The sequence below is a fragment of the Xanthobacter lutulentifluminis genome (assembly GCF_043194675.2).
GTDB lineage: Bacteria > Pseudomonadota > Alphaproteobacteria > Rhizobiales > Xanthobacteraceae > Xanthobacter.
The window spans coordinates 1619453-1639784 of record NZ_CM195525.1 but is presented as its reverse complement, the minus strand read 5'-3'; the positions used below and the strand labels follow the sequence as shown (position 1 = coordinate 1639784).

At 69.7% G+C, this 20332-nt stretch carries 19 protein-coding genes; 11 read left to right on the top strand and 8 right to left on the bottom strand.

Annotated features, from left to right (window positions below; genetic code table 11):
• The first annotated feature begins 74 nt into the window (after positions 1–74).
• Both V5F49_RS07395 and V5F49_RS07390 read left to right on the top strand, forming a co-directional pair.
• Positions 75–614: a CAP domain-containing protein gene (locus V5F49_RS07395; protein ID WP_394117995.1), complete on the top strand. Its 540-nt coding sequence runs from the start codon at positions 75–77 to the stop codon at positions 612–614.
• A 219-nt stretch (positions 615–833) separates the two neighbouring features.
• Positions 834–2432: an AMP-binding protein gene (locus V5F49_RS07390; protein WP_394117996.1), complete on the top strand. Its 1599-nt coding sequence runs from the start codon at positions 834–836 to the stop codon at positions 2430–2432.
• 500 nt (positions 2433–2932) lie between these two features.
• Here V5F49_RS07390 and V5F49_RS07385 read toward each other — a convergent pair whose 3' ends face one another.
• Together V5F49_RS07385 and V5F49_RS07380 are read right to left on the bottom strand one after the other, a co-directional pair.
• Positions 2933–3124 carry a hypothetical protein gene (locus tag V5F49_RS07385; protein ID WP_394117997.1) on the bottom strand — a complete coding sequence of 64 codons (192 nt, stop codon included), beginning with the start codon at positions 3122–3124 and terminating at the stop codon, positions 2933–2935.
• Between the two features lie 108 nt (positions 3125–3232).
• Positions 3233–3748, bottom strand: a complete 516-nt coding sequence (locus tag V5F49_RS07380) for a cold-shock protein (protein WP_394117998.1) — start codon at positions 3746–3748, stop codon at positions 3233–3235.
• Between the two features lie 591 nt (positions 3749–4339).
• Here V5F49_RS07380 and V5F49_RS07375 point away from each other — a divergent pair.
• Positions 4340–4984 (top strand): nitroreductase family protein, encoded by a 645-nt coding sequence (locus tag V5F49_RS07375; protein ID WP_394117999.1) that lies wholly within the window; start codon positions 4340–4342, stop codon positions 4982–4984.
• Positions 4985–4992: 8 nt separating this feature from the next.
• Here the strand turns inward: V5F49_RS07375 and V5F49_RS07370 are convergent, their stop codons facing one another.
• Positions 4993–5250, bottom strand: a complete 258-nt coding sequence (locus V5F49_RS07370; RefSeq protein ID WP_394118000.1) for a hypothetical protein — start codon at positions 5248–5250, stop codon at positions 4993–4995.
• A 112-nt stretch (positions 5251–5362) separates the two neighbouring features.
• Here V5F49_RS07370 and V5F49_RS07365 point away from each other — a divergent pair, with 112 nt between their 5' ends.
• Entirely contained in the window at positions 5363–6976 is a 1614-nt protein-coding gene (locus V5F49_RS07365) for a gamma-glutamyltransferase family protein (RefSeq protein ID WP_394118001.1), read from the top strand.
• 91 nt (positions 6977–7067) lie between these two features.
• On the opposite strand, the gene V5F49_RS07360 is transcribed toward V5F49_RS07365, so the two are convergent.
• Together V5F49_RS07360 and V5F49_RS07355 are read right to left on the bottom strand one after the other, a co-directional pair.
• Positions 7068–7238 (bottom strand): hypothetical protein, encoded by a 171-nt coding sequence (locus tag V5F49_RS07360; protein ID WP_394118002.1) that lies wholly within the window; start codon positions 7236–7238, stop codon positions 7068–7070.
• 126 nt (positions 7239–7364) lie between these two features.
• Positions 7365–7952, bottom strand: coding sequence for a CarD family transcriptional regulator (locus V5F49_RS07355; protein WP_394118003.1), 588 nt, complete (start codon positions 7950–7952; stop codon positions 7365–7367).
• A 547-nt stretch (positions 7953–8499) separates the two neighbouring features.
• Here V5F49_RS07355 and ahcY point away from each other — a divergent pair.
• From ahcY to V5F49_RS07330, 5 genes are all read left to right on the top strand, one after another.
• Positions 8500–9897 (top strand): adenosylhomocysteinase, encoded by a 1398-nt coding sequence (ahcY, locus tag V5F49_RS07350; RefSeq protein WP_394118004.1) that lies wholly within the window; start codon positions 8500–8502, stop codon positions 9895–9897.
• Positions 9898–10322: 425 nt separating this feature from the next.
• Entirely contained in the window at positions 10323–12209 is a 1887-nt protein-coding gene (locus V5F49_RS07345) for a potassium transporter Kup (protein ID WP_394118005.1), read from the top strand.
• 130 nt (positions 12210–12339) lie between these two features.
• Complete coding sequence (locus V5F49_RS07340; RefSeq protein WP_394118006.1) at positions 12340–13443, top strand: putative bifunctional lysylphosphatidylglycerol flippase/synthetase; 1104 nt, start codon at positions 12340–12342, stop codon at positions 13441–13443.
• Between the two features lie 146 nt (positions 13444–13589).
• Positions 13590–14807 (top strand): acyl-CoA dehydrogenase family protein, encoded by a 1218-nt coding sequence (locus V5F49_RS07335; RefSeq protein ID WP_394118007.1) that lies wholly within the window; start codon positions 13590–13592, stop codon positions 14805–14807.
• A complete protein-coding gene (locus V5F49_RS07330) occupies positions 14804–15835 on the top strand; it encodes a phosphotransferase family protein (RefSeq protein ID WP_394118008.1) in 1032 nt (343 codons plus the stop codon). Before V5F49_RS07335 ends, V5F49_RS07330 begins: the two co-directional genes overlap by 4 nt.
• A gap of 45 nt (positions 15836–15880) precedes the next feature.
• On the opposite strand, the gene V5F49_RS07325 is transcribed toward V5F49_RS07330, so the two are convergent.
• Complete coding sequence (locus V5F49_RS07325; protein ID WP_394118009.1) at positions 15881–16678, bottom strand: TetR/AcrR family transcriptional regulator; 798 nt, start codon at positions 16676–16678, stop codon at positions 15881–15883.
• Between the two features lie 72 nt (positions 16679–16750).
• Positions 16751–16969 carry a hypothetical protein gene (locus V5F49_RS07320; protein WP_394118010.1) on the bottom strand — a complete coding sequence of 73 codons (219 nt, stop codon included), beginning with the start codon at positions 16967–16969 and terminating at the stop codon, positions 16751–16753.
• A 215-nt stretch (positions 16970–17184) separates the two neighbouring features.
• Between V5F49_RS07320 and V5F49_RS07315 the strand changes: the two genes are divergently transcribed.
• Together V5F49_RS07315 and V5F49_RS07310 are read left to right on the top strand one after the other, a co-directional pair.
• Complete coding sequence (locus tag V5F49_RS07315) at positions 17185–18348, top strand: type I restriction endonuclease (protein ID WP_394118011.1); 1164 nt, start codon at positions 17185–17187, stop codon at positions 18346–18348.
• Between the two features lie 165 nt (positions 18349–18513).
• Positions 18514–19335: an exodeoxyribonuclease III gene (locus V5F49_RS07310; RefSeq protein WP_394118012.1), complete on the top strand. Its 822-nt coding sequence runs from the start codon at positions 18514–18516 to the stop codon at positions 19333–19335.
• A gap of 111 nt (positions 19336–19446) precedes the next feature.
• On the opposite strand, the gene V5F49_RS07305 is transcribed toward V5F49_RS07310, so the two are convergent.
• A complete protein-coding gene (locus tag V5F49_RS07305; protein ID WP_394118013.1) occupies positions 19447–20154 on the bottom strand; it encodes a hypothetical protein in 708 nt (235 codons plus the stop codon).
• Positions 20155–20332: the final 178 nt, after the last annotated feature.

Here is a 20332-nt window from a genome sequence, read left to right as displayed (position 1 = left end):
CCTCAACCGTGATGGCCGCACAACGCTGGCATCACGGGGGGCGGGGAGCCCCCGACCCCAGCCGGAAGACTGCCATGCGCGACCCGATCCTCCGCCGTTCCCTTCTCGCCGGTGCCGGGCTCGCGCTGCTCACCTTCGTCGCCGCGTGCGGCACCACCGAGCAGATCGACAGCCAGCCGGCCTTCTACACAAACCTCGCCAAGACCGGGAAGCCGGTGGACGCGGCCGCCGCCGCCTCGCTGCTCACCGACTACCGCGTCGCCCGCGGCCTCTCGCCAGTGAGCGTCGACGAGCAGCTGAACAAGATCGCTCAGGACCAGGCCAACGCCATGGCCAAGGCGGACAACCTCTCCCACGAGGTGGGCGGGCGCAATTTCATGAGCCGCATGAAGGCCTCCGGCTACAATGCCTCCAAGGCCGTGGAAAACGTGGGCGCGGGCTATCACACGCTGGCGGAGGCGTTCTCCGGCTGGCGGGATTCCCCCTCCCATAACAAGAACATGCTGGAGCCGGGCGTGACCCGCATGGGGATCGCCACCGCCAACGCCCCCAATTCCAAGTACAAGGTCTACTGGGCGCTGGTGCTGGCTCAGCCCGATACCAGCGGCCGCTGAGGCGCCGGACACGCTCGCCTGCGCGGCGATGACCTGGCCGGCGCGGGCCGGGCCGCTTTCCGCCGCCGGGCATCCCGTCGTTCCGCGCCCCCGCGCGCCATCCGCACAGGCCGGGCGGCCGCGCTCACGCATCTTCGTCGAGCGAAGCGGTTGCCCCTTCGCTTGAAAATGCTCTAGCGTGCGCCGCAACATGGCGGGGGCGGAAAGGCATGGGCGAGGATGTTGGCGCAGTCGAGTGAGTATGAGCGCCGGCGCCGGGTGTTCCGCTGGGAGATTCCCTCCCGCTACAACATGGCCGTCCACGCCTGCGACGCCATCGCCGCGCGCACGCCGGACGCCACCGCCCTGCTGCTGCCCGAGGGCGACGATTTCCGTGCCGTCTCCTATGGCACGCTGGCCGCGCTTTCCAATCGCCTCGCCCACGCGCTGCTCGCCCACGGCATCCGTGCAGGCGACCGTGTGGCGATCCTGCTGCCGCAGTCGCTCGAAGTGCTGGTGACCCATCTCGCGGTCTACAAGATGGGCGCGATCGCGGTGCCGCTGGCGGGCGCGTTCGGGGTGGAGGCGATTGCCTACCGGCTGTCGGATTCCGGCGCGCGGGCGCTGGTGACCGACGATGCCGGCCTCGCCAAGGTGACGGAACGGCCCGAGGGCCTCGCCTTCGTGGTGAGCGTGGACGGCGCGCGCGACGGCGCCGTGGCCTTCTCCGACCTGATCGAGGCCGCGTCCGACCGGCCGCTGGACATCGCCTCCGGCCCGGACGATCCGGCGCTGATGATCTACACCTCCGGCACCACCGGCCAGCCCAAGGGCGCGCTGCATGGCCACCGGGTGCTGCTGCCGCACGTGAGCGGCGTCACCTACACCCACGAAGGCATCGGCCAGCCCGGCGACCGCATGTGGACGCCTTCCGACTGGGCCTGGGCCGGCGGGCTGCTGAATACCGTGCTGCCGGCGCTGGCGCTCGGCGTGCCGGTGGTGGCGCAGCCGCGCGGCAAGTTCGATCCCGAGGCCGCCTTCGCCCTGCTGGCGCGGGCCCAGGTGCGCAACGTGTTCATCCCGCCCACCGCCCTGCGCATGATGCGCGCCGTGAGCGACCCGCGCGGGCGCTTCGGCTTTGATCTGCGCACGGTGGGCTCGGCCGGCGAGGCGCTCGGGGCGGAGACCTTCGCCTGGGGCCGCGAGGCGCTGGGCGTGCCGGTGAACGAGTTCTACGGCCAGACCGAGTGCAACTACGTCATCGGCTCCTCCGCCGCGCTCGGCGTGGCGCGGGCCGGGGCCACGGGCAAGGCGGTGCCGGGCCACGAGGTGGCGGTGCTGGGCGAGGACGGCGCCGTCCTCCCGCCGGGCGAGATGGGGCAGATCGCCGTGCGCGCGCCGGACCCGGTGATGTTCCTGCGCTACTGGAACCGGCCCGAGGCGACGCAGGAAAAGACCCGCGACGGCTGGCTGCTCACCGGTGATCTCGCGACGCTGGACGAGGACGGCTATTTCCATTTCCACGGCCGCGACGACGACGTCATCACCTCGGCCGGCTATCGCATCGGGCCGGCGGAGATCGAGGACGTGCTGCTGCGCCATCCGGCAGTGGCGCTGGCCGCCGCGGTCGGCCGCAAGGACCCGCTGCGCACCGAGATCGTCAAGGCCGTGCTGGTCCTGATGCCCGGCGTGGAGCCGAGCGCGGCGCTGGAGGCTGACCTCAGCGATTTCGTGCGCACGCGCCTCGCAGCCTATGAATATCCGCGCGCGTTCGAGTTCGTGCGGGAGCTGCCGCTCACCACCACAGGCAAGGTGATCCGCCGCCTGCTGCGCGACTGAGCGGCCCCGGCACCGGTCGCAGCATCCGCCCTCGGACCGGCCGGCCGGTCGGTGCGATGGCCGGGTGGATCGAGAGACGTGGCTTGAGAGGCGTGGTCTGCCGGCAAGGCGCGGGGGCGGGAACCGTCACCCGCTCTGGAGCGGGCGCGCCCATGTCCAGACGCGGCCGGCGACTTCGCGTGGGTGCGCGACCGCGATCGCAATCTCAACGACGGCTTTGCGGTTGGGTGGCGGTCGCGTGGGTGCGGCCGACGCACTGGAAAGCCGCCGTTTCGTGGATGCTCGTATAGGTTGAGGTTGCGGCCGCGCTGCTCCTAGGCACCCGGATGGGCGCCTGCCGCAAGGGGGCTGCCCGCAAGGGGGGTGCCCGCAAGGGGGGTGCCGGTGGCTTCCGGACCGGGAACGATGCCGTTCGCGAAACCGGGCACCTCGGCCGTGCCGCGCGGTTTCGCGCCGCGGAAGCCCGAGGGCCGTATGCCCCAGAGCGGGATGTCGGGCGCTCAGCGGCGCGCGTCTTCTTCCTGAATGAGGGCCTCGGTGGCGGCGATGGCGCCTTCGAGGTCGGAAAGCTTGCGCAGCATGCCGTCGGAGGGGAGGGCGGAGCTGCGGGCTGCGGCGAGCAGAAGGTCGCGCTGTGCTGCCTTCAGGCGATCGAGGAGCCTCTGCAGGTCTGCCTCAGGCTGTTGGGCCATGTTGTTCTTCTTCTCCAGACAAAGCGAAAACAGGCGAAGCGCAGGGCTTCGCCTGTTCGTCAGATCCGTTGTCGCCGCCCCGGCGAAGGGGCGGCGGCAGGATATCTATCAGTCGGCGAGCTCGATGCCGCGGGCTTCCGGACCCTTGGGGCCCTGACCCACCTGCACCACGACGCGCTGGCCCTCGGCGAGGTCGCTGAGGCCCGAGCGGGAGATGACGGTGACGTGGACGAACACGTCCTTGCCGCCGCCTTCCACCGCGATGAAGCCGAAGCCCTTGTCGGGGTTGTACCACTTCACGGTGCCGACACGCTCCTCGGTCGGGCCGGTGGCCGCGCGGGGACCGCCGGAGCGGGGCGCGCCACCGAAGGCGCCGCCGGCGCCAGCACCGCCGCCGAAGCTGCGGCGCGGGGGAGCGGCCTCGGCGGTCGAGGTGTCGACCTCGAGCACCTCGGTCACCTGGCGGCCCTTCTGGCCCTGGCCCACGCGGACCGAGAGCTTGGAGCCGGGGGGGACGCTCTCCTGGCCGGCGGCCTCGAGGGCGCGGGCGTGCAGGAACACGTCACCCGAACCGTCGGAGAGCTCGACGAAGCCGAAGCCCTTCTCGGGGTTGAACCACTTCACGGTGGCGTCGAGGGGCGGGCCCGACGGGATGGGGGCGCTGAAGCTGCTGCTCGGCGAAGAAAACGGACGGTCCCCTCCGAAGCCGCGGTCACGCGGCGGCGCAAAGTCGTCGTCAAAGCCACGGCGGCGCGGCTCTCGGAAGTCTCGGTTACGGCTCATGTGTATTTCCGTTGAGGTCTATCGCCAATTTTGGCTTAAGGGTCATCCACCACTGCCGGATATATATGCGCTCTTCGTGCGGTTATTGTTTTGCACGGTCCCGGCGTCTCAAGATCCGCCTTCGCACAACGCTTAATCCAGCCACCCGCGTCTCGCCTCGCAGCCTAATGGTCAAGGCCCAGACATGCCCATAACGATGGGCACATGCCTGCGACCAGCAAGCACACTAACACATCTGCCCTGCTTTGGTACATGAATGTTGGACGACACCGCCCGTTCCGCCGGCGGGCACGATGCGGCGCCCGGCTGCGGGGGCGGCGCGGCTGCGACTGGCGGCCCGGACAAGACTAATTCCAGTTCTACTTTCACCGCGCAGGTGTTGTTCTCGCGGCCGCCGCGCCGGCGGGGCGGGTTCGACAGGATAGGCCGTCCATGACTGAAACCGTATCGGGCCACCACCATTCCGCTGCCCCGGGCGAGCTGCTCGCGCCCCTGGGGCTGGAGCCGGTGCCGGAGGCGCTGGCGTTGCTGGAGGCGCGGCGCTCCCTGCCGCTGCGGGCGCTGGTGGCGCCGGGGCCGAGCCCGCTGGAGCTGGACCGCATGCTCGCCATCGCCGCGCGGGTGCCGGATCACGGACGGCTGGTGCCGTGGCGCTTCATCGTGCTGGAGGGGGAGGCCCGGGCCGCGGCCGGCGACCGGCTCGATGCGCTCTATGGCGCGCAGAACCCCGGCCTTGCGCCGGAAAAGGCCCACATGTGGCGTGACTACCTGCTGCGCGCGCCGGTCACCGTGGTGCTGGTGAGCCGGCCGGATCCGGCGGCCAAGGTGCCGGAGCTGAACCAGGTGCTGTCGGCGGGCGCGGCCGGCATGAATCTCGTCGTCGCGGCCGGCGCCATGGGCTTCTCGGCGCTGTGGCTGCTGAAATGGCCGGGCCGTGACCCGCAGGCGGCGGCGCTGCTGGGCGTGGGTCCGCAGGAGAAGGTCGCCGGCTTCATCCATATCGGCAGCCCGGCCGCGCGCGTGCCGGACCGGCCGCGCCCCGCCCCGGAGGCGGTCGTGACGCGCTGGCGGCCCTGAACGCGGCGTCAGATGCCGCTCGCTTCCACCTTCACGGCGCGGCGGAAATACACCACCGTCACATAAGCGGCGGCGACCGAGAACAACGCCATGAGGGCATATTCGCCCACGTCGCCGAGGTTCAGCAGGCCTGCCAATGCCCAGCCGGCGGCGACGGCGGTGGCAAACGCCTCGGTGGCGACGAGGGCCGTCGCGCTGGCCACCGTCAGGAGGTTGCCGCGCTTGCCGCCCGCGCCCGCCGAACCCGCTTCCACAGAACCTGCCATCATCGTCTCCCGCAGTGGAGCCTTTGCCCGCCGCTGCTCTATATGGGGCTGGAAACTGCGACGGCCGGGCCTTCGGGTCAAGTCCGCCACCCGTAACCAGGAGATCCATCGGATGCTGCCCGCCGAAGCCCACGAAAGCGTTCATGCCCGGCGCGGCATGGTCGCCGCGCCCCATCTGCTTGCGGCCGAGGCCGGGCGGGAGGTGCTGGCCGAGGGTGGGAACGCCATCGAGGCCATGGTGGCGGCCGCCGCGGCCATCGCCGTGGTCTACCCGCACATGAACCATGTGGGCGGCGACGGCTTCTGGCTCATTCGCGAGCCGTCGGGGCGGGTGCGCTACATCGAGGCCTGCGGCTTCGCCGGCGCCGGGGCGAGCGTCGCGGCCTATCATGCGCGCGGTCTCGATGCGGTGCCGACGCGCGGGCCGCTCGCCGCCGTCACGGTGCCCGGCGCGGTGGACGGCTGGCGCCTCGCGCTGGAGGCGGCGCGGGCCCATGGCGGCAGGATGACCGTGCGGCGCCTGCTGGAGCCGGCGATCCGTCATGCCCGGGAAGGCGTGCCGGTCACCCGCTCCCAGTCGCGCCTGACCGCGGAGAAGAAGGCCGAGCTGGCCCCCGCGCCCGGCTTCGCCTCGGTGTTCCTGAATGCCGACGGCAGCGTGCCGGAAGTGGGGCAGGTGCTGCGGCAGGAGCGCCTTGCCGACACGCTGGACCACCTCTCCGGCGCCGGCCTCGCCGATTTCTACCGCGGCGACGTGGGCCGCGAGATCGCCGCCGACCTGGAGCGGATCGGCAGCCCCGTCACCCGCGAGGATCTCGTGCGCTATCAGGCGATCGAGCGCAAACCCCTGTCGGTGAAGATCGGCAAGGCGCGCCTCTTCAACGCGCCGCCGCCCACCCAGGGCCTCGCTTCCCTGCTGATCCTCGCCCTGTTCGACCGGCTGGGCGTTGCGCGTGGCGACAGCTTCGAGCACGTCCACGGCCTCGTCGAGGCCACCAAGCGGGCGTTCCGGCTGCGCGACGCCATGGTGTGCGACCACGATTTCCTGCCCGAAGACCCGCATGCCCTGCTGGCCGACGCCAAGCGCCTCGACGCAATCGCCGCCGGGATCGAGATGGGAAGGGCGCTGGCGTGGCCGGACCGTTCCAGCGGCGGCGACACCGTGTGGCTCGGCGCGGCCGATGCCTCGGGACTGGTGGTGTCCTACATCCAGTCCATCTTCTTCGAGTTCGGTTCCGGCTGTGTCTTGCCGGCCACCGGCGTGCTGATGCAGAATCGCGGCGCCAGCTTCTCCCTGCAACCCGGCGCGCTCAACCCGCTGAAGCCCGGGCGACGGCCGTTCCACACGCTGAACCCGGCGCTGGCCGAGCTGGCCGACGGGCGGGTGATGGCCTATGGCACCATGGGCGGCGAGGGCCAGCCGCAGACGCAGGCGGCGGTGTTCACCCGCCATGCCCTGTTCGGCGTGCCGCTGGGCGAGGCCATCGCCCGGCCGCGCTGGCTGCTGGGGCGCACCTGGGGAGACGCGGAAACGCGCCTGAGGCTGGAGCCGCGGCTGGACGGCGAGATCATCGACCGGCTGGCGCACGTGGGCCACGACCTCGCGCTGGTGCCCGAGGACTACAGCGATACCATGGGTCACGCTGGTGCGGTGATCCTGTCGCCGGGCGGCGACATCGAAGGAGCGCACGATCCGCGCTCGGACGGCGGCGCGGCAGGCGTCTAGCCACCGGCGAATCGCCCCGGCGGCGCCCAACGAAAACCGGCTGCCCCCCGGGGAGGGGGCAGCCGGCGGCTTCGACTTCGGTCAGCACCGGTCAGCGCTGGTCGCGCTGCTGATCCTTGTGGGGATCGCGTTGGCCTCCCTGCTGCTGGTGGCCGCCCTTCTGGCCCGGCATCTGGGATTGCTGCTGCTGCTTGCCGGGGGTCTCGCGGCCCTTGTCCTGCTGGTTCTGGGGATTGCGCTGATCCTGGTCACGATTGGACATGATCGCTTCTCCGAGCCAGCCCCTGGGCCGATAACGGGCGGAAACGGGGCTGGTTCCCCGGGCGCGGGCAAAAAAAGACCCGGCCGAAGCCGGGTCCTTTGATCCGCACGAAGAGGGGCTGAGGGATCAGGCGGCCTCGTCGGCCTCGATATCCGCGTCGAGGTCGGCGTCCTCGGTGGCCTTGGCGGCGCCGCGGCGCGGACCCTTCAGCAGGTTCTGCTCGATGAGCTTCACCGCCTCGGTCTCGGTGATGTTCTGCACCGCGGAGAGCTCGCGGGCCATGCGGTCGAGGGCGGCCTCGTACAGCTGGCGCTCGGAGTAGGACTGCTCCGGCTGGGCGTCGGACCGGTAGAGGTCGCGCACCACCTCGGAGATGGCGACGAGATCGCCCGAGTTGATCTTGGCCTCGTATTCCTGGGCGCGGCGGCTCCACATGGTGCGCTTGATGCGGGCGCGGCCCTGCAGCGTCTCCAGCGACTTCTCGACGATGTTGGTCTCGGAGAGCTTGCGCATGCCGACGCTGGCGATCTTGGGAACGGGCACCCGCAGCGTCATCTTGTCTTTTTCAAACGAGATCACGAAGAGTTCGAGCTTGAAACCGGCGACTTCCTGCTCCTCGATGGCCATGATGCGGCCTACGCCGTGGGAAGGGTAAACAATGTGCTCACCCGTCTTGAAGCCGAGACGGGTCTGCGCGTTCTTCTTTGCCGACATGCTCTTGACACTCCTGATCCGGCCCTCGGACGTGACGCCCCGGGCCGAACCTGTTGGTGCGGCGGCCGGCCGGTCCGGTCACCGGGACGACGCGCACCGTAGCGCTGCGGACTTGGGTCGCGGCCGGAACGCCCGACAACCCGCTCTGCCAATCGATGACCGTGGACAGCCCTCGCGCCGCGCCGCAACATGGTGGCTGGCGCGCGAATTCTCGCCCCTCTGTTCCCGAGAAAGCGCCCAAATATCCGCCGAACCGGATTGCAGGCGCGAAGCGGCTGGTGGTGAAAGCAATCGACTGTAAAGTCACGTATATCACATTTTTTGTCGGAATCAAAGCGGCCCGTGTCGCCAACCTTACTTCGATGCCTGCTTTCGCGCCTGCGAGCGGGAACTTGGCGGGCGTTGCAGCATGCGGGTTTGTCGCGGCGTCAGCTAGCCATATAAGCATTTCTTTATATGTTTATTGCCCCTTGCGCCGCTTCGTGCTAGAGGCCCCGCCATCCTGTCCGGCGCCCTCCGGCGCGGCTGTCTTCGAGCGGAGAAATCCATGAGCAACGATTATGTGGTGAAGGACATCAACCTTGCCGACTGGGGTCGCAAGGAGCTGGACATCGCCGAGATCGAGATGCCCGGCCTGATGGCCACCCGCGCCGAATACGGCCCCGCCCAGCCGCTCAAGGGCGCCCGCATCGCCGGCTCCCTGCACATGACCATTCAGACCGGCGTGCTCATCGAGACGCTGAAGGCGCTGGGCGCCGACGTGCGCTGGGCCTCCTGCAACATCTACTCCACCCAGGACCACGCCGCCGCCGCCATCGCCGCGGCCGGCACGCCGGTGTTCGCCGTCAAGGGCGAGACGCTGGAGGAATACTGGGAGTACACCCACCGCATCTTCGAGTGGGCCGACGGCGGCACCCCGAACATGATCCTGGACGACGGAGGCGACGCCACCCTGCTCGTCCACCTCGGCAAGCGCGCGGAAGAGGGCGACACCGCCTTCCTCGACGGCGCCACCAACGAGGAGGAGGAAGTCCTCTTCGCCGCCATCAAGCGCCGCCTGAAGCACAAGCCCGGCTGGTACTCGCTGCTCGCCAAGACCATCCAGGGCGTGACGGAAGAGACCACCACGGGCGTGCATCGCCTCTATGAGATGCAGAAGAAGGGCACGCTGCTGTGGCCCGCCATCAACGTCAACGACAGCGTCACCAAGTCGAAGTTCGACAACCTGTACGGCTGCCGTGAGTCGCTGGTGGACGGCATCCGCCGCGGCACCGACGTGATGATGGCCGGCAAGGTGGCGATGGTCGCCGGCTTCGGCGACGTGGGCAAGGGCTCCGCCGCCTCGCTGCGCAACGCCGGCTGCCGCGTCATCGTCTCCGAGATCGACCCCATCTGCGCCCTGCAGGCGGCCATGGAAGGCTATGAGGTCACCACCATGGAAGAGGCGGCGCCGCGCGCCGACATCTTCGTGACCGCCACCGGCAACGTGGATGTGATCACCGTCGATCACATGCGCGCCATGAAGGACCGCGCCATCGTCTGCAACATCGGCCACTTCGACAGCGAGATCCAGGTCGCCGCGCTGAAGAACCTGAAGTGGCACAATGTGAAGCCGCAGGTGGACGAGGTCGAGTTCGCCGACGGCAAGCGCATCATCCTCCTCTCGGAGGGTCGCCTCGTGAACCTGGGCAACGCCACCGGCCATCCCAGCTTCGTGATGTCTGCCTCCTTCACGAACCAGACGCTGGCGCAGATCGAGCTGTTCACCAAGCCGGGCGTGTACGACAAGAAGGTCTACACCCTGCCCAAGACCCTCGATGAGAAGGTGGCGGCGCTGCACCTCGACAAGATCGGCGTGAAGCTCACCAAGCTCACCGACCAGCAGTCCTCCTATATCGGCGTGGCGCAGCAGGGCCCGTTCAAGCCCGAGCACTACCGCTACTGAGGCCGATGCCGGCGCCGGCCGGCCGCCGCGGCGCCTCCGGGTCGCGGCTCCTCCTTCAGGCCGGACCGTGTCCGGCGTGCCATCCTGCGACGCCGGCCTTCGGGCCGGCGTTCTGCGTCCGGGCCTACGTGGTTTACCGCAGCGCATTGTCTTCCCCCGCGAACGGAGCTAGGTGTTGAGAGCACCCGCCTCGGGCGGGCGGAGCCGGCGGGCTCCGGGCGGCGCCCTTCGGGGCACCGGGCCGGAGCAGCGGCACGTCCGGGGCCGATGGCCGGGTAACGCGCGGGGGCTTGCCTTGAACGGTTTCGTGCGATGGTCGCGAGGCGTGACACTGCGCGTCACGGCGGTGGGGCAGTCCGGTTGCCGGCCGCGGCGCGGGCGTTGCCGCGCGTTCTCTTTCCGGCAGTGAGCCGCGACCCTTCTCCATGGCCATGAGCTTTTCCCGCGACAGCTCGCGCACCCTGCCGTTCGCCGCCGAGATCGGCGCCCTCGGGGTGGTGTTCGGCGACATCGGCACCAGCCCGCTCTACGCGCTGAAGCAGGGCGTGCTGGCGGTGGGCGGCACCAATTTCCTCGGCGCCGACGTGCTCGGCCTGCTCTCGCTCATCACCTGGAGCATCATCCTCTCCGTCACGGTGAAATACGTGATGCTGGTGCTCCGGGCGGACAACGACGGCGAAGGCGGCATCCTCGCCCTCGTCACCCTGCTGGACCTGCACCGCAGCGCCCTCGGCCTGCGCTGGTACCTGCTGGCGGCCGGCCTGCTCGGCGCCGCCATGCTCATCGGCGACGGCGTGCTGACGCCTGCCATCTCGGTGCTCTCGGCCATCGAGGGGCTCCAGGTCATCTCGCCGGAGCTGGAGCACTGGGTGGTGGCCCTCACCGTGGTGGTGCTGCTCGCCATCTTCCTGTCCCAGCGGCTCGGCACCGAGCGCATCGCCTCGTTCTTCGGGCCGATCATGCTCGTGTGGTTCGGATCGCTGGGGGCGCTGGGTGTCTACGGCATCCTCCAGGCGCCGCACGTCCTGGCGGGGCTTGATCCGCGCTACGGCATCATGCTGATGGTCCAGCATCCCGGCCTTGCCGGCGTCATCCTCGGCGCCTGCTTCCTCGCCGTCACGGGCGGCGAGGCGCTTTACGCGGACCTCGGCCACTTCGGCCGCCCGGTGATCGCCCGGGCTTGGCTGTTCGTGGCCATGCCGGCGCTGCTGCTCAACTATTTCGGCCAGGGCGCGATCCTGCTGGTGGACCCGAACGCGGTGCGCAACCCGTTCTACGATCTCTGCCCCGACATGTTCGACGTGCCGCTGCTGTTCCTCGCCACGGCCGCCACGGTGATCGCCTCGCAGTCCATCATCACCGGCGTGTTCTCGCTGGCGAAGCAGGCGATCGAGCTTGGCTACCTGCCGCCCATGCGCATCCGCTACACCTCGGAGCACAACGAGCAGCACATCTATGTGGGCCGGCTGAACTGGCTGCTGATGATCGCCTGCATCGCCGTGGTGCTGGGCTTCGAGGCGTCCGAGAAGCTGGCGTCGGCCTACGGCATCGCGGTGGCCTTCGCCATGGTCACCACCTCCATCCTGTTCATCGCCCAGGTGCATCGGGCGTGGGGCTGGCCGGCGCCGGCGGTGTGGGCCATGGCCACCGGCCTGCTGATGGTGGATTTCGCCTTCGCCTCGGCCAACATGACCAAGATCCACGACGGCGGCTGGCTGCCCCTGACCATCGCGGGCGCCATCATCTTCGTCATGGTCTCCTGGCGGCGCGGCCTCGAGGGCGTGGTGGCCCAGCAGGTGCGCTTCACCGAGCCGCTCGACAATTTCGTCGCCCGCAAGGACAAGGCGGGGGATGCGGAAAGTCCGCGCACCGCCATCTTTCTGTCCCGCGCGGGTGCGATGACCCCGGTTGCGCTCTCGCGCATGGCGGACCTTCTGAAGGTGCGGTTCGAGAAGGCGGTCATCGTTTCGGTGTGGATCGCCGCCCGGCCCAGGGTCTCGGTCGAGGACCGGGTGAAGGTGACGACCCTCAACGAGGGCTTCGTGCGGGTGGATCTGCGCTTTGGCTACATGCAGCAGATCGACGTGCCATCGGTGCTCGGCCCGGCGCTGAGCGCCCGCGGCATCGATCCGGACGCGGCGATCTACGTGATCGGCCACGAACGGATCATCCCGCCCGACGAGGTGATGAAGCTGAAGGACGTGGTGGCCCACGTGTTCGCCTTCCTCGCCCGAAACGCGGAACGCTCGGTGGACCGCTTCGGCCTGCCGCGCGCCCGCACGGTTGAGATCGGCTATCCGGTGAAGCTCTAGCCGAGCCGGACCGCGCCGCCTTCAGGGCCGGCGGCATTCGGATCAATCCTGCGCCGAGGCCCTTGCGCGCCGCGCAGGGCGGGGGACGCGGGCGCCCGGCATCGCATCGGGCCGGGGGAACGGTGACGACATGAGTGTGCGCGCGGTGGCTTCGAAAGTCTGGACCTTCCTGAAGGAGCGCGTGGGCCTGCACGGCCTGGGCTTCATCCTGAGCCTTGCGGTGATCGCGTTCGCGGCCGTGGTGCTCTACCGGATGCTCCACGACCTCAAGCTGTCCGACGTGACCGACGCGCTGGCGCAGAAGGACCCGCGCCATGTGCTGGCCGGCTTCCTGCTGGTGGCGGCGGCCTATCTCACGCTCACCTTCTATGACTGGTTCGCCCTGCGTACCATCGGCAAGGACCACGTGCCCTACCGGGTCGCGGCGCTGGCCGGCTTCTGCTCCTATTCCATCGGCCACAACGTGGGCTTCACCGTGTTCACCGGCGGCTCGGTGCGCTACCGCATCTATTCGGCCTGGGGTCTCGGGGCCATCGATGTCGCCAAGATCTGCTTCGTGGCGGGCCTCACCTTCTGGCTCGGCAACATCGCCGTGCTGGGGCTCGGCATCACGCTCCACCCGGAAGCCGCCACGGCGGTGGACCAGCTGCCGCCCGCCATCAACCGTCTCATCGGCCTCGCCGCGCTGGCCGCGCTCGCCGGCTACATCACCTGGGTGTCGCTGGCGCCGCGCAACATCGGCCGCGCCTCCTGGTTCGTGACGCTGCCGCGCGGCCGCTCCACCCTCGTGCAGGTGGGCATCGGCATCCTCGACCTGACGCTGTGCGCCGCCGCCATGTACATGCTGATGCCGTCGACACCCTATATCGACCCGGTGTCGCTGGCGGTGATCTTCGTCACCGCGACCCTGCTCGGCTTCGCCAGCCACGCCCCCGGCGGGCTCGGCGTGTTCGATGCCGCCCTTCTGGTGGCGCTGCCGCAGTTCGACAAGGGCGAGCTGGTGGGGGCGCTGCTGCTGTTCCGCCTGTTCTATTACATCGTGCCGTTCGCCCTCTCGCTCAGCCTCATGGGCGCGCGCGAGCTGAGCCTGCGCCTCGCCAGCCGGGCGGAGGCCGCCGCCGGAGCCGAGGCGGGCACCCCAGGGAGTTCCCAGGGGAATGTGCCGGTGGGCGCTTCGGTAGCGGCCAAGGTCTCCGCACCCAAGCGCGAGCCCGGCAAGTCCGCCGTCGGCTGAAGGCCGCGCCCCCGCCGGGGGCGTCGCCACCCGCAGGCCCGGATCTTTCGCCATGGGGCAGGCCATTGCGGGAAATGCAGCGTCAGTATAAATAGCGAGCGCTCGCTCGTTTTTTGAGGGCGCATCCGGGGACAGACGAGGCAGCCATGGACTTCACCATTCCTCCCGCCATCGAGGACCTGCGCCGGCGCATCGGCGCGTTCGTGGACGCGCACATCATTCCGCTGGAGTCCGATCCGGCGGCCTATGACGCGCACGAGAACATCGCCGCCGCTCCCCTCGCGGCCCTCCGGGAGAAGGCGCGGGCGGAGGGGCTGTGGTGCCTCCAGCTGAAGCCGGAGACGGGCGGGCTCGGCGTCGGGCGCATGGGCATGGCGGTCTGCTACACGGAGATGAACCGCTCCATCTTCGGCCCGGTGGTGTTCAACTCCGCCGCGCCGGACGACGGCAACATGATGGTGCTGGAGCAGGTGGGCACGGCGGACCAGAAGGCGCGCTGGCTCGCCCCCATCGTCGCCGGCACCGTGCGCTCCGCCTTCGCCATGACCGAGCCTCACCCCGGCGGCGGCTCCGATCCGTCCATGATCATGACCCGGGCCGAGAAGCAGACGGACGGCTCCTATCGCATTTATGGCCGCAAGTGGTTCATCACCGGCGCGGAGGAGGCGGCCCACTTCATCCTCATCGCCCGCACCTCGGATGATCCGCGCACCGGCCTCACCGCCTTCGCCTTCCATCGCGACACGCCCGGCTGGCGCATCGTGCGGCGCATTCCCATCATGGGGCCGGAGGAGCATGGCGGCCATTGCGAGATCGAGTTCGACGGCCTCGCCATCCCGCCTGAAGACGTGCTGATGGGCGAGGGCAAGGGCCTGAAGGTGACGCAGATCCGCCTCGGCCCGGCGCGCCTCACCCATTGCATGCGCTGGTTGGGCCTCGCCATCCGTTCGGTGGCCATCGCGCGCGAGTATGCGGCGGTGCGCACCGGCTTCGGCATCCGCCTCGCCGACCGCGAGAGCGTGCAGACCATGCTGGGGCGCGTAGCGCTGGAGATCGAGGTGGCGCGCCTGCTCACCATGAAGGCGGCGTTCGAGCTCGACCGCGGCGGGCTGGCGCGCAAGGAAATCTCCATGGCCAAGATCCGCGCCGCCAACACCCTGCATCTGGCGGTGGACACCGCGATCCAGATCAACGGCGCGCGCGGCTATTCCAAGGACACCGTGCTGGAATGGATCTACCGTTATGCCCGCCAGGCGCGGCTGGTGGACGGCGCCGACGCTGTGCATGAAATGGTGCTGAACCGGTTCCTGGAGAAGGAAGGCGATGCCTTCTGGAACTGGCCGGTGGCGGAGGCTGGGGCGTGAGCGGGCAGGACACTACAGCGGCGGGCGCCGGCCCCGGCTTCGACGTGGCGGCGCTCGATGCCTATCTGAAGGACCGCCTGCCGGGCCTTGCCGGCGCGCCGCGGCTTGCCGCCATCTCCGGTGGACAATCCAATCCCACCTTCTTCGTCACCTATGACGACCGGTCCCTGGTGCTGCGCAAGCAGCCGGCGGGCGAGCTTCTGCCCTCCGCCCATGCGGTGGACCGGGAGTTCCGCATCATGAGCGCGCTGGGATCGACCGGCGTGCCGGTGCCGCCGGCCCTGCTCCTGTGCGAGGACCGCTCGGTCATCGGCACGCTGTTCTACGTGATGGAGAAGGTGGACGGCCGGGTGTTCCACGACTGCACCCTGCCGGGCGTGCCGCTACAGGAGCGCCGGGCCATGTACCGGGCCATGGCGCATACGCTCGCCGCGCTCCACAATGTGGATTACGCCGCCGCCGGCCTCGCCGATTTCGGGCGGCCGGGCAACTACTTCGCCCGGCAGGTGGCGCGCTGGGCGCGGCAGTGGGAGCTGTCCAAGACCCGCGAGGACGCGAACATCGCGCGGCTGGTGGAGTGGCTGCCGGCCCATGTGCCGGAGGACGACACCACCACCATCTCGCATGGTGATTATCGCATCGGCAATCTCATGTTCCATCCCACCCGCCCGGAGGTGGTGGCGGTGCTGGACTGGGAATTGTCCACGCTGGGCCACCCGCTGGCGGATCTCGCCCATTGCTCCATGGCCTGGGTGTCGCGGCCGGAGGAATATGGCGGCATCGAGGGGCTGGACCTCGACGCCCTCGGCATTCCGGACCGCGCGTCCTTCGTCGCCGACTATGCGGCGGAAGCCCGGCACGGGCGGGCGCTGAGCGATTTCCACATGGCATTCGCCCTGTTCCGCTGGGCGGTGATCTTCGAGGGCATCGCCGCCCGCGCCAAGGCGGGGACGGCGGCCGCGGAAGGCGCTGCCGATACCGGCCGGCTGGCGGAAGCCTTCGCCCGCCGCGCCGCCGCCTTCACCTGAGCGGGCCGGAGCAATCAGCCGGCAGGGCGTGCTGACCGCATCCCCCTAGCCCAACGGCCGCACGCGCGGCGCGGCACCGGCGGCGGCCACGGCCGGTGCCAGCGCGCCTTCGACGAAGGCGGTGACCTGTCGCGCATAGGCGTCCGCATCGATGCCGCGCGCGCGATACTTGCCGCGCTTCACGTACCAGTCCTGCAGCAGCGGCTTCACCAGCGCGGCGGCGAACAGGGCGTCGCCCGGAGCGAACACGCCCGCTTCCATGCCCTGCTCGATGACCTGCGCGAACATGCGCTCGGAGAGGCGCTCGCCGTCCACGGCGCGGCGCCGGCCTTCGGGCGGAAACGCCTTCGCCTCCATGTAGGCGAACAGGAACCAGGGCTGCATCTCCTCGGTCAGCGCCACGTGGCGGGCGATGAGCCAGCGCAGATGCGCGCGCGGGTCGGCCTTCACCGCCTCGGGCGCGGCGCCCAGCGCCTCCTCCACGGCGTGCGACACCTCCTCCAGGATCATCAGGAGCAGGGTGTCCTTGCTGTCGAGGTAGGAATAGAGCCCGCCCATGCTCAGCCCGCTCGCCTCCGCCAGCTGGCGCAGGGTCATGGCGTGGAAGCCGTGGCGGTTGGAGAGGGTGAGCGCGGCGCCGAGGATGCGGGCGAGATTGGCCGCCGCCACGTGCGGCTTCTGCACCTTGATGGTGTCGCGGTGGCGCGCATGGATGCGCGCGGCAAGGTGTTCGAGCGTGTACGTCCCGCCTTGGGAAGCCGGCGCGTCGTGCGCGGGTGTCTCGGGCAGTCCGGCCTTCGGGGTCGCATCCCCGTCTTTCCCGCTGCCCGTCCGTGCGCCCAAGCCTTCGCCCCCGATCATCGACCCCGAACACTGCGGCGGGGCGGGGGAAAGTCAAGGGGCGGGCCCGCGCCTTCACACCATGGCGCAGAGGGCCTCCATGCGGGCGCACACGTCGTTCAGGGTCGGCGGGCGCTCGTGCGGCGGCACGGCCATCAGCAGGTCGGCGAGGTCTCCGGCCTCCTGGCGGCGCAGGAACGCCACCACATCCTCCACGCTGCGGGCCTCGGTCTCGGCATCGCCGATGACGATGCGCAGGGGGAAGGTTTCGTTCGGCAGCAGGCGGCGTCCCATGTTCAGCACTCCCGTCCGGTGGACGTCCGGCGCCCGGCTCGTGACCGGCGGCGCGGCGCGTCATGGCAACCGGGGAGTTAACGCGGCCTTCGCGGCGCGGTTCCCCCGCCTCCTGCGCGCACCGGATGCGGAATAGGTTGTGCGTGAATGGAATATGTACTTATGATTGCGTATCGGACAAGGTGCAGCCCGAGGCACGGGGGAGATCGACGCCGATGGATGCGGGCACGCTGGGGGAGTTTCGCGAGCGGCTGGTGGAGTTCGCGAAGCGGGCAGGGGGCGCGGCGCCGCGGTGCGCCAATGAGGAATCCACCAAGATGTTCCTCGTCCTGCCGATGATCGCGCTGCTCGGCTACGACCCCATGGACCCCAACGGGGTCTTCCCGGAGCATCACTGCGACTTCTCCGAGAAATACAAGAACCGGGTGGATTTCGCCGTCTTCAAGAGCGGCGAGCCGGTGATCGCCATCGAATCCAAGCCCGCCGGCGCGCCCAGCCTCAGGGACGACCGGGGCCAGCTGCGCAGCTACTTCAACGCCGCAAGGACGGTGAAGATGGGCGTGCTCACCGACGGGCTAGTGTGGGAGTTCTACGCCGATTCCGACGAGCCCAACATGATGGACGCCAACCCCTTCCTGCGCCTCGACCTGCGCGAGGTGGCGAAGGGCAAGGTGGACGATTCCGCGCTGGAGGGGCTGCACAGCCTGCGCAAAGCGGTGTTCGATCCGGACAACATCGGCGCCGAGGCCAAGCGCAAGCACATCTACAATTCGGTGCTGGCGCAGGTGGCGGCCATCTTCACCGAGCCGCCGGAGGAGTTCGCCCGCCCGCTTTTGCGCAAGGCCGGCATCGGCCACATCTCGCAGAAGGCGCTCGATGAATACCGGCCGGTGATCCAGTCGGCCCTGCGCGAGTTCATCAACCGCCAGATCCTGCACCGCCTCGACCTGCCCAAGCCGGACCAGCCCCAGCCCGCCGCGCCCACGCCGGCAGATGCGGCACCGGCTGCGTCCGCGCCGGAGCCCATCGTCACCACCGAGCGCGAGCTGGAGGTGTTCCGCTGGACCCAGCAGCGCCTCGCCTTCCTGGTGCGCGAGGACACGCTGTTCGCCGAGATCGCTGCCATCGACTACCGCGACTATCAGGGCAAGTTCGTCGTCTACTACCGCATGGAGCGCAAGGGCCGGCTGTTCGAGTTCATCGAGAGCCGCACCGCCGCGGGCTATCGTTTCGTCTTCCCCGAGGAGGCGGGGCTGCCGCAGGCGGACATCACGGTGCAGTCGCTTGCCGAGATCGACGCGCCGCTCCTCGCCGCCTTCCGGGCGCGGGTCGCGGCCATCGCCCGGGCTCCGGCGCCGAGCGAGGGCGCGCCGGCCTGACGGAGCGGCGCGCATCCGTCCGCGCTTCCCTTTGCGCTTCCTGTTGCGCTTCCCTTTGCGCTTCCCTTTGCGCTCCCGCCCGCTTCCCTGCCGCCTTGCCGCTTGCCTCGCCGCGCGTGCGGGACTAAGGCTCGGCGGTCTTTCCTTTTCAAGATCTGCATTGCCTTGTCCCTCACCGTCTGCACCTGGAACATCAATTCCGTCCGCATCCGCCTCGACATCGTCCGCGCGGCGGTGGAGCAACTGCGCCCTGACGTCCTGTGTCTGCAGGAGACCAAGTGCCAGGATGACAAGTTCCCGCTGAAAGCCATCCGCGAGCTCGGGTTCGAGCACATCGCGCTGAATGGCCAGAAGGGCTGGCACGGGGTCGCCACCTTCTCCAAGGTGCCGTTCGCGCAGGTGCGCAAGGGCGATTTCTGCGGCAAGGGCGACGCCCGCCACGTGGCGGTGACGCTGGCGGCCGGCGACGCGCTCGGCAAGCCGCTGACCATCCACAATTTCTACGTCCCGGCCGGCGGCGACATTCCGGACCCGGAGCTGAACCCCAAGTTCGCCCACAAGCTCGCCTTCCTCGACGAGGTGACCGGCTGGCCGGAACTGCTCGCCGATGCGGCGGACCCGGAGCGCCACGCCGTGCTGGTGGGCGATCTCAACATCGCGCCGCTGGAAACCGACGTGTGGGGCCACAAGCAACTGCTCAACGTGGTCAGCCACACCCCGGTCGAGGTGGAGCGGATGGAGCGGATGCAGGCGGCGGGGCCGTGGGTGGACGTGATGCGCGCCATCGTGCCGCCCCGGGAGAAGCTGTTCACCTGGTGGAGCTACCGTTCGCCCGACCACACGGTGAATGATCGCGGGCGCCGGCTCGATCATGTGTGGGCAAGCCGCAGCCTCGCCCCCTCGGCCCGCGCCATGACGGTGCTGAAGGATGCGCGCAGCTGGGAAAAGCCCTCCGACCACGTGCCGGTGGCCGTTACCTTCGATTGACCCGTCGGGGGGACGCGGCGGTCGATTGGCCGGTCGTCTGAACGTCCGGCACGCATCGTGCGCCCGCCAGATCGCGCCGGGCCCTTCCCACAATCTGTGATCCTCTGCCGGTCAGGGCTTCGGCGGCGCGGCCGGAGCGGCAGGCGGGGGCACGGCGCCGGCGGGCGGCAGGGCCGGCGGCGGGGCGCCGAGGCCGGGCAGGCCAAGGGCGGCGCCGATCTTGCCCTTCGGCACCTTCATCACCTGCACGCCCGGCGGCAGCTGGAAGAGCTTCGGATCCTGCGGCGCGCGGGTCAGGCTCTGGGCCTCGAACACCGTCTGCTTGCGGCCCTGGAATTCCACTTCCGTGCGCACGGCAATGCCGTCCGGCGTGATGCAGGCGGTGGTGGGGCCGATGCGGGAGGTGCCCGGCGGCTCCAGCTTCCACAGGTCGCAAACCTCGCCGGCCACCTGTCCTTCGCCCACGCGGATACCGTTTCCGCTGAGCGCGCCCAGCGCATACTCGGGCGGTAGCTCGATCTCCACCGCCATGTTGGGCAAATTGGGCGCGCGCACCAGCATGCGCCGGGCCTTCAGGTCGATGATGCCGATGATGCTGCCGGGAATGTTCGCGCCGCTCATCTCCACCCGCATCCGCCCCTGGCTGTGGGCGAGATCCATGGCCGCGCCGCTGCGCAGGCTGGCTTTCAGGGCGAAGTCCACGGTGGGCAGCGGCACCGGGTCCGCCACGGCGAGCGCGGGCCAGGCGAGCGGGCCGGCGAGCACCGCCGCGAGAAGCGGGCCGAAGGTCCGGGCCCGGTTCCTGAGGGGTTGTCGCATGGTCAGGTCCTCCGCAGCACCCCCTCATAGCAGATTGGCGGCGGCAAGCGGCAGCCAATCCCCTTCCGTCGCTTCAAAAATGGGATAATGCGGAAAACGGGCCCCGCGGTGGCGGGCGCCGCAGCCGCCGCGCGGCGCCACGACGCGGGGCCGTCGTAATGGCTTCGTGCAGTGTCGC

Excerpts from the sequence above, each read along its gene's own strand:
- V5F49_RS07395 (WP_394117995.1), top strand. The coding sequence starts at position 75 with ATGCGCGACCCGATCCTCCGCCGTTCCCTTCTCGCCGGTGCCGGGCTC.
- V5F49_RS07390 (WP_394117996.1), top strand. The coding sequence starts at position 834 with ATGTTGGCGCAGTCGAGTGAGTATGAGCGCCGGCGCCGGGTGTTCCGC.
- V5F49_RS07385 (WP_394117997.1), bottom strand. The coding sequence starts at position 3,124 with ATGGCCCAACAGCCTGAGGCAGACCTGCAGAGGCTCCTCGATCGCCTG.
- V5F49_RS07375 (WP_394117999.1), top strand. The coding sequence starts at position 4,340 with ATGACTGAAACCGTATCGGGCCACCACCATTCCGCTGCCCCGGGCGAG.
- V5F49_RS07370 (WP_394118000.1), bottom strand. The coding sequence starts at position 5,250 with ATGGCAGGTTCTGTGGAAGCGGGTTCGGCGGGCGCGGGCGGCAAGCGC.
- V5F49_RS07365 (WP_394118001.1), top strand. The coding sequence starts at position 5,363 with ATGCTGCCCGCCGAAGCCCACGAAAGCGTTCATGCCCGGCGCGGCATG.
- V5F49_RS07360 (WP_394118002.1), bottom strand. The coding sequence starts at position 7,238 with ATGTCCAATCGTGACCAGGATCAGCGCAATCCCCAGAACCAGCAGGAC.
- V5F49_RS07355 (WP_394118003.1), bottom strand. The coding sequence starts at position 7,952 with ATGTCGGCAAAGAAGAACGCGCAGACCCGTCTCGGCTTCAAGACGGGT.
- ahcY (WP_394118004.1), top strand. The coding sequence starts at position 8,500 with ATGAGCAACGATTATGTGGTGAAGGACATCAACCTTGCCGACTGGGGT.
- V5F49_RS07345 (WP_394118005.1), top strand. The coding sequence starts at position 10,323 with ATGGCCATGAGCTTTTCCCGCGACAGCTCGCGCACCCTGCCGTTCGCC.
- V5F49_RS07340 (WP_394118006.1), top strand. The coding sequence starts at position 12,340 with ATGAGTGTGCGCGCGGTGGCTTCGAAAGTCTGGACCTTCCTGAAGGAG.
- V5F49_RS07335 (WP_394118007.1), top strand. The coding sequence starts at position 13,590 with ATGGACTTCACCATTCCTCCCGCCATCGAGGACCTGCGCCGGCGCATC.
- V5F49_RS07320 (WP_394118010.1), bottom strand. The coding sequence starts at position 16,969 with ATGGGACGCCGCCTGCTGCCGAACGAAACCTTCCCCCTGCGCATCGTC.
- V5F49_RS07315 (WP_394118011.1), top strand. The coding sequence starts at position 17,185 with ATGGATGCGGGCACGCTGGGGGAGTTTCGCGAGCGGCTGGTGGAGTTC.
- V5F49_RS07305 (WP_394118013.1), bottom strand. The coding sequence starts at position 20,154 with ATGCGACAACCCCTCAGGAACCGGGCCCGGACCTTCGGCCCGCTTCTC.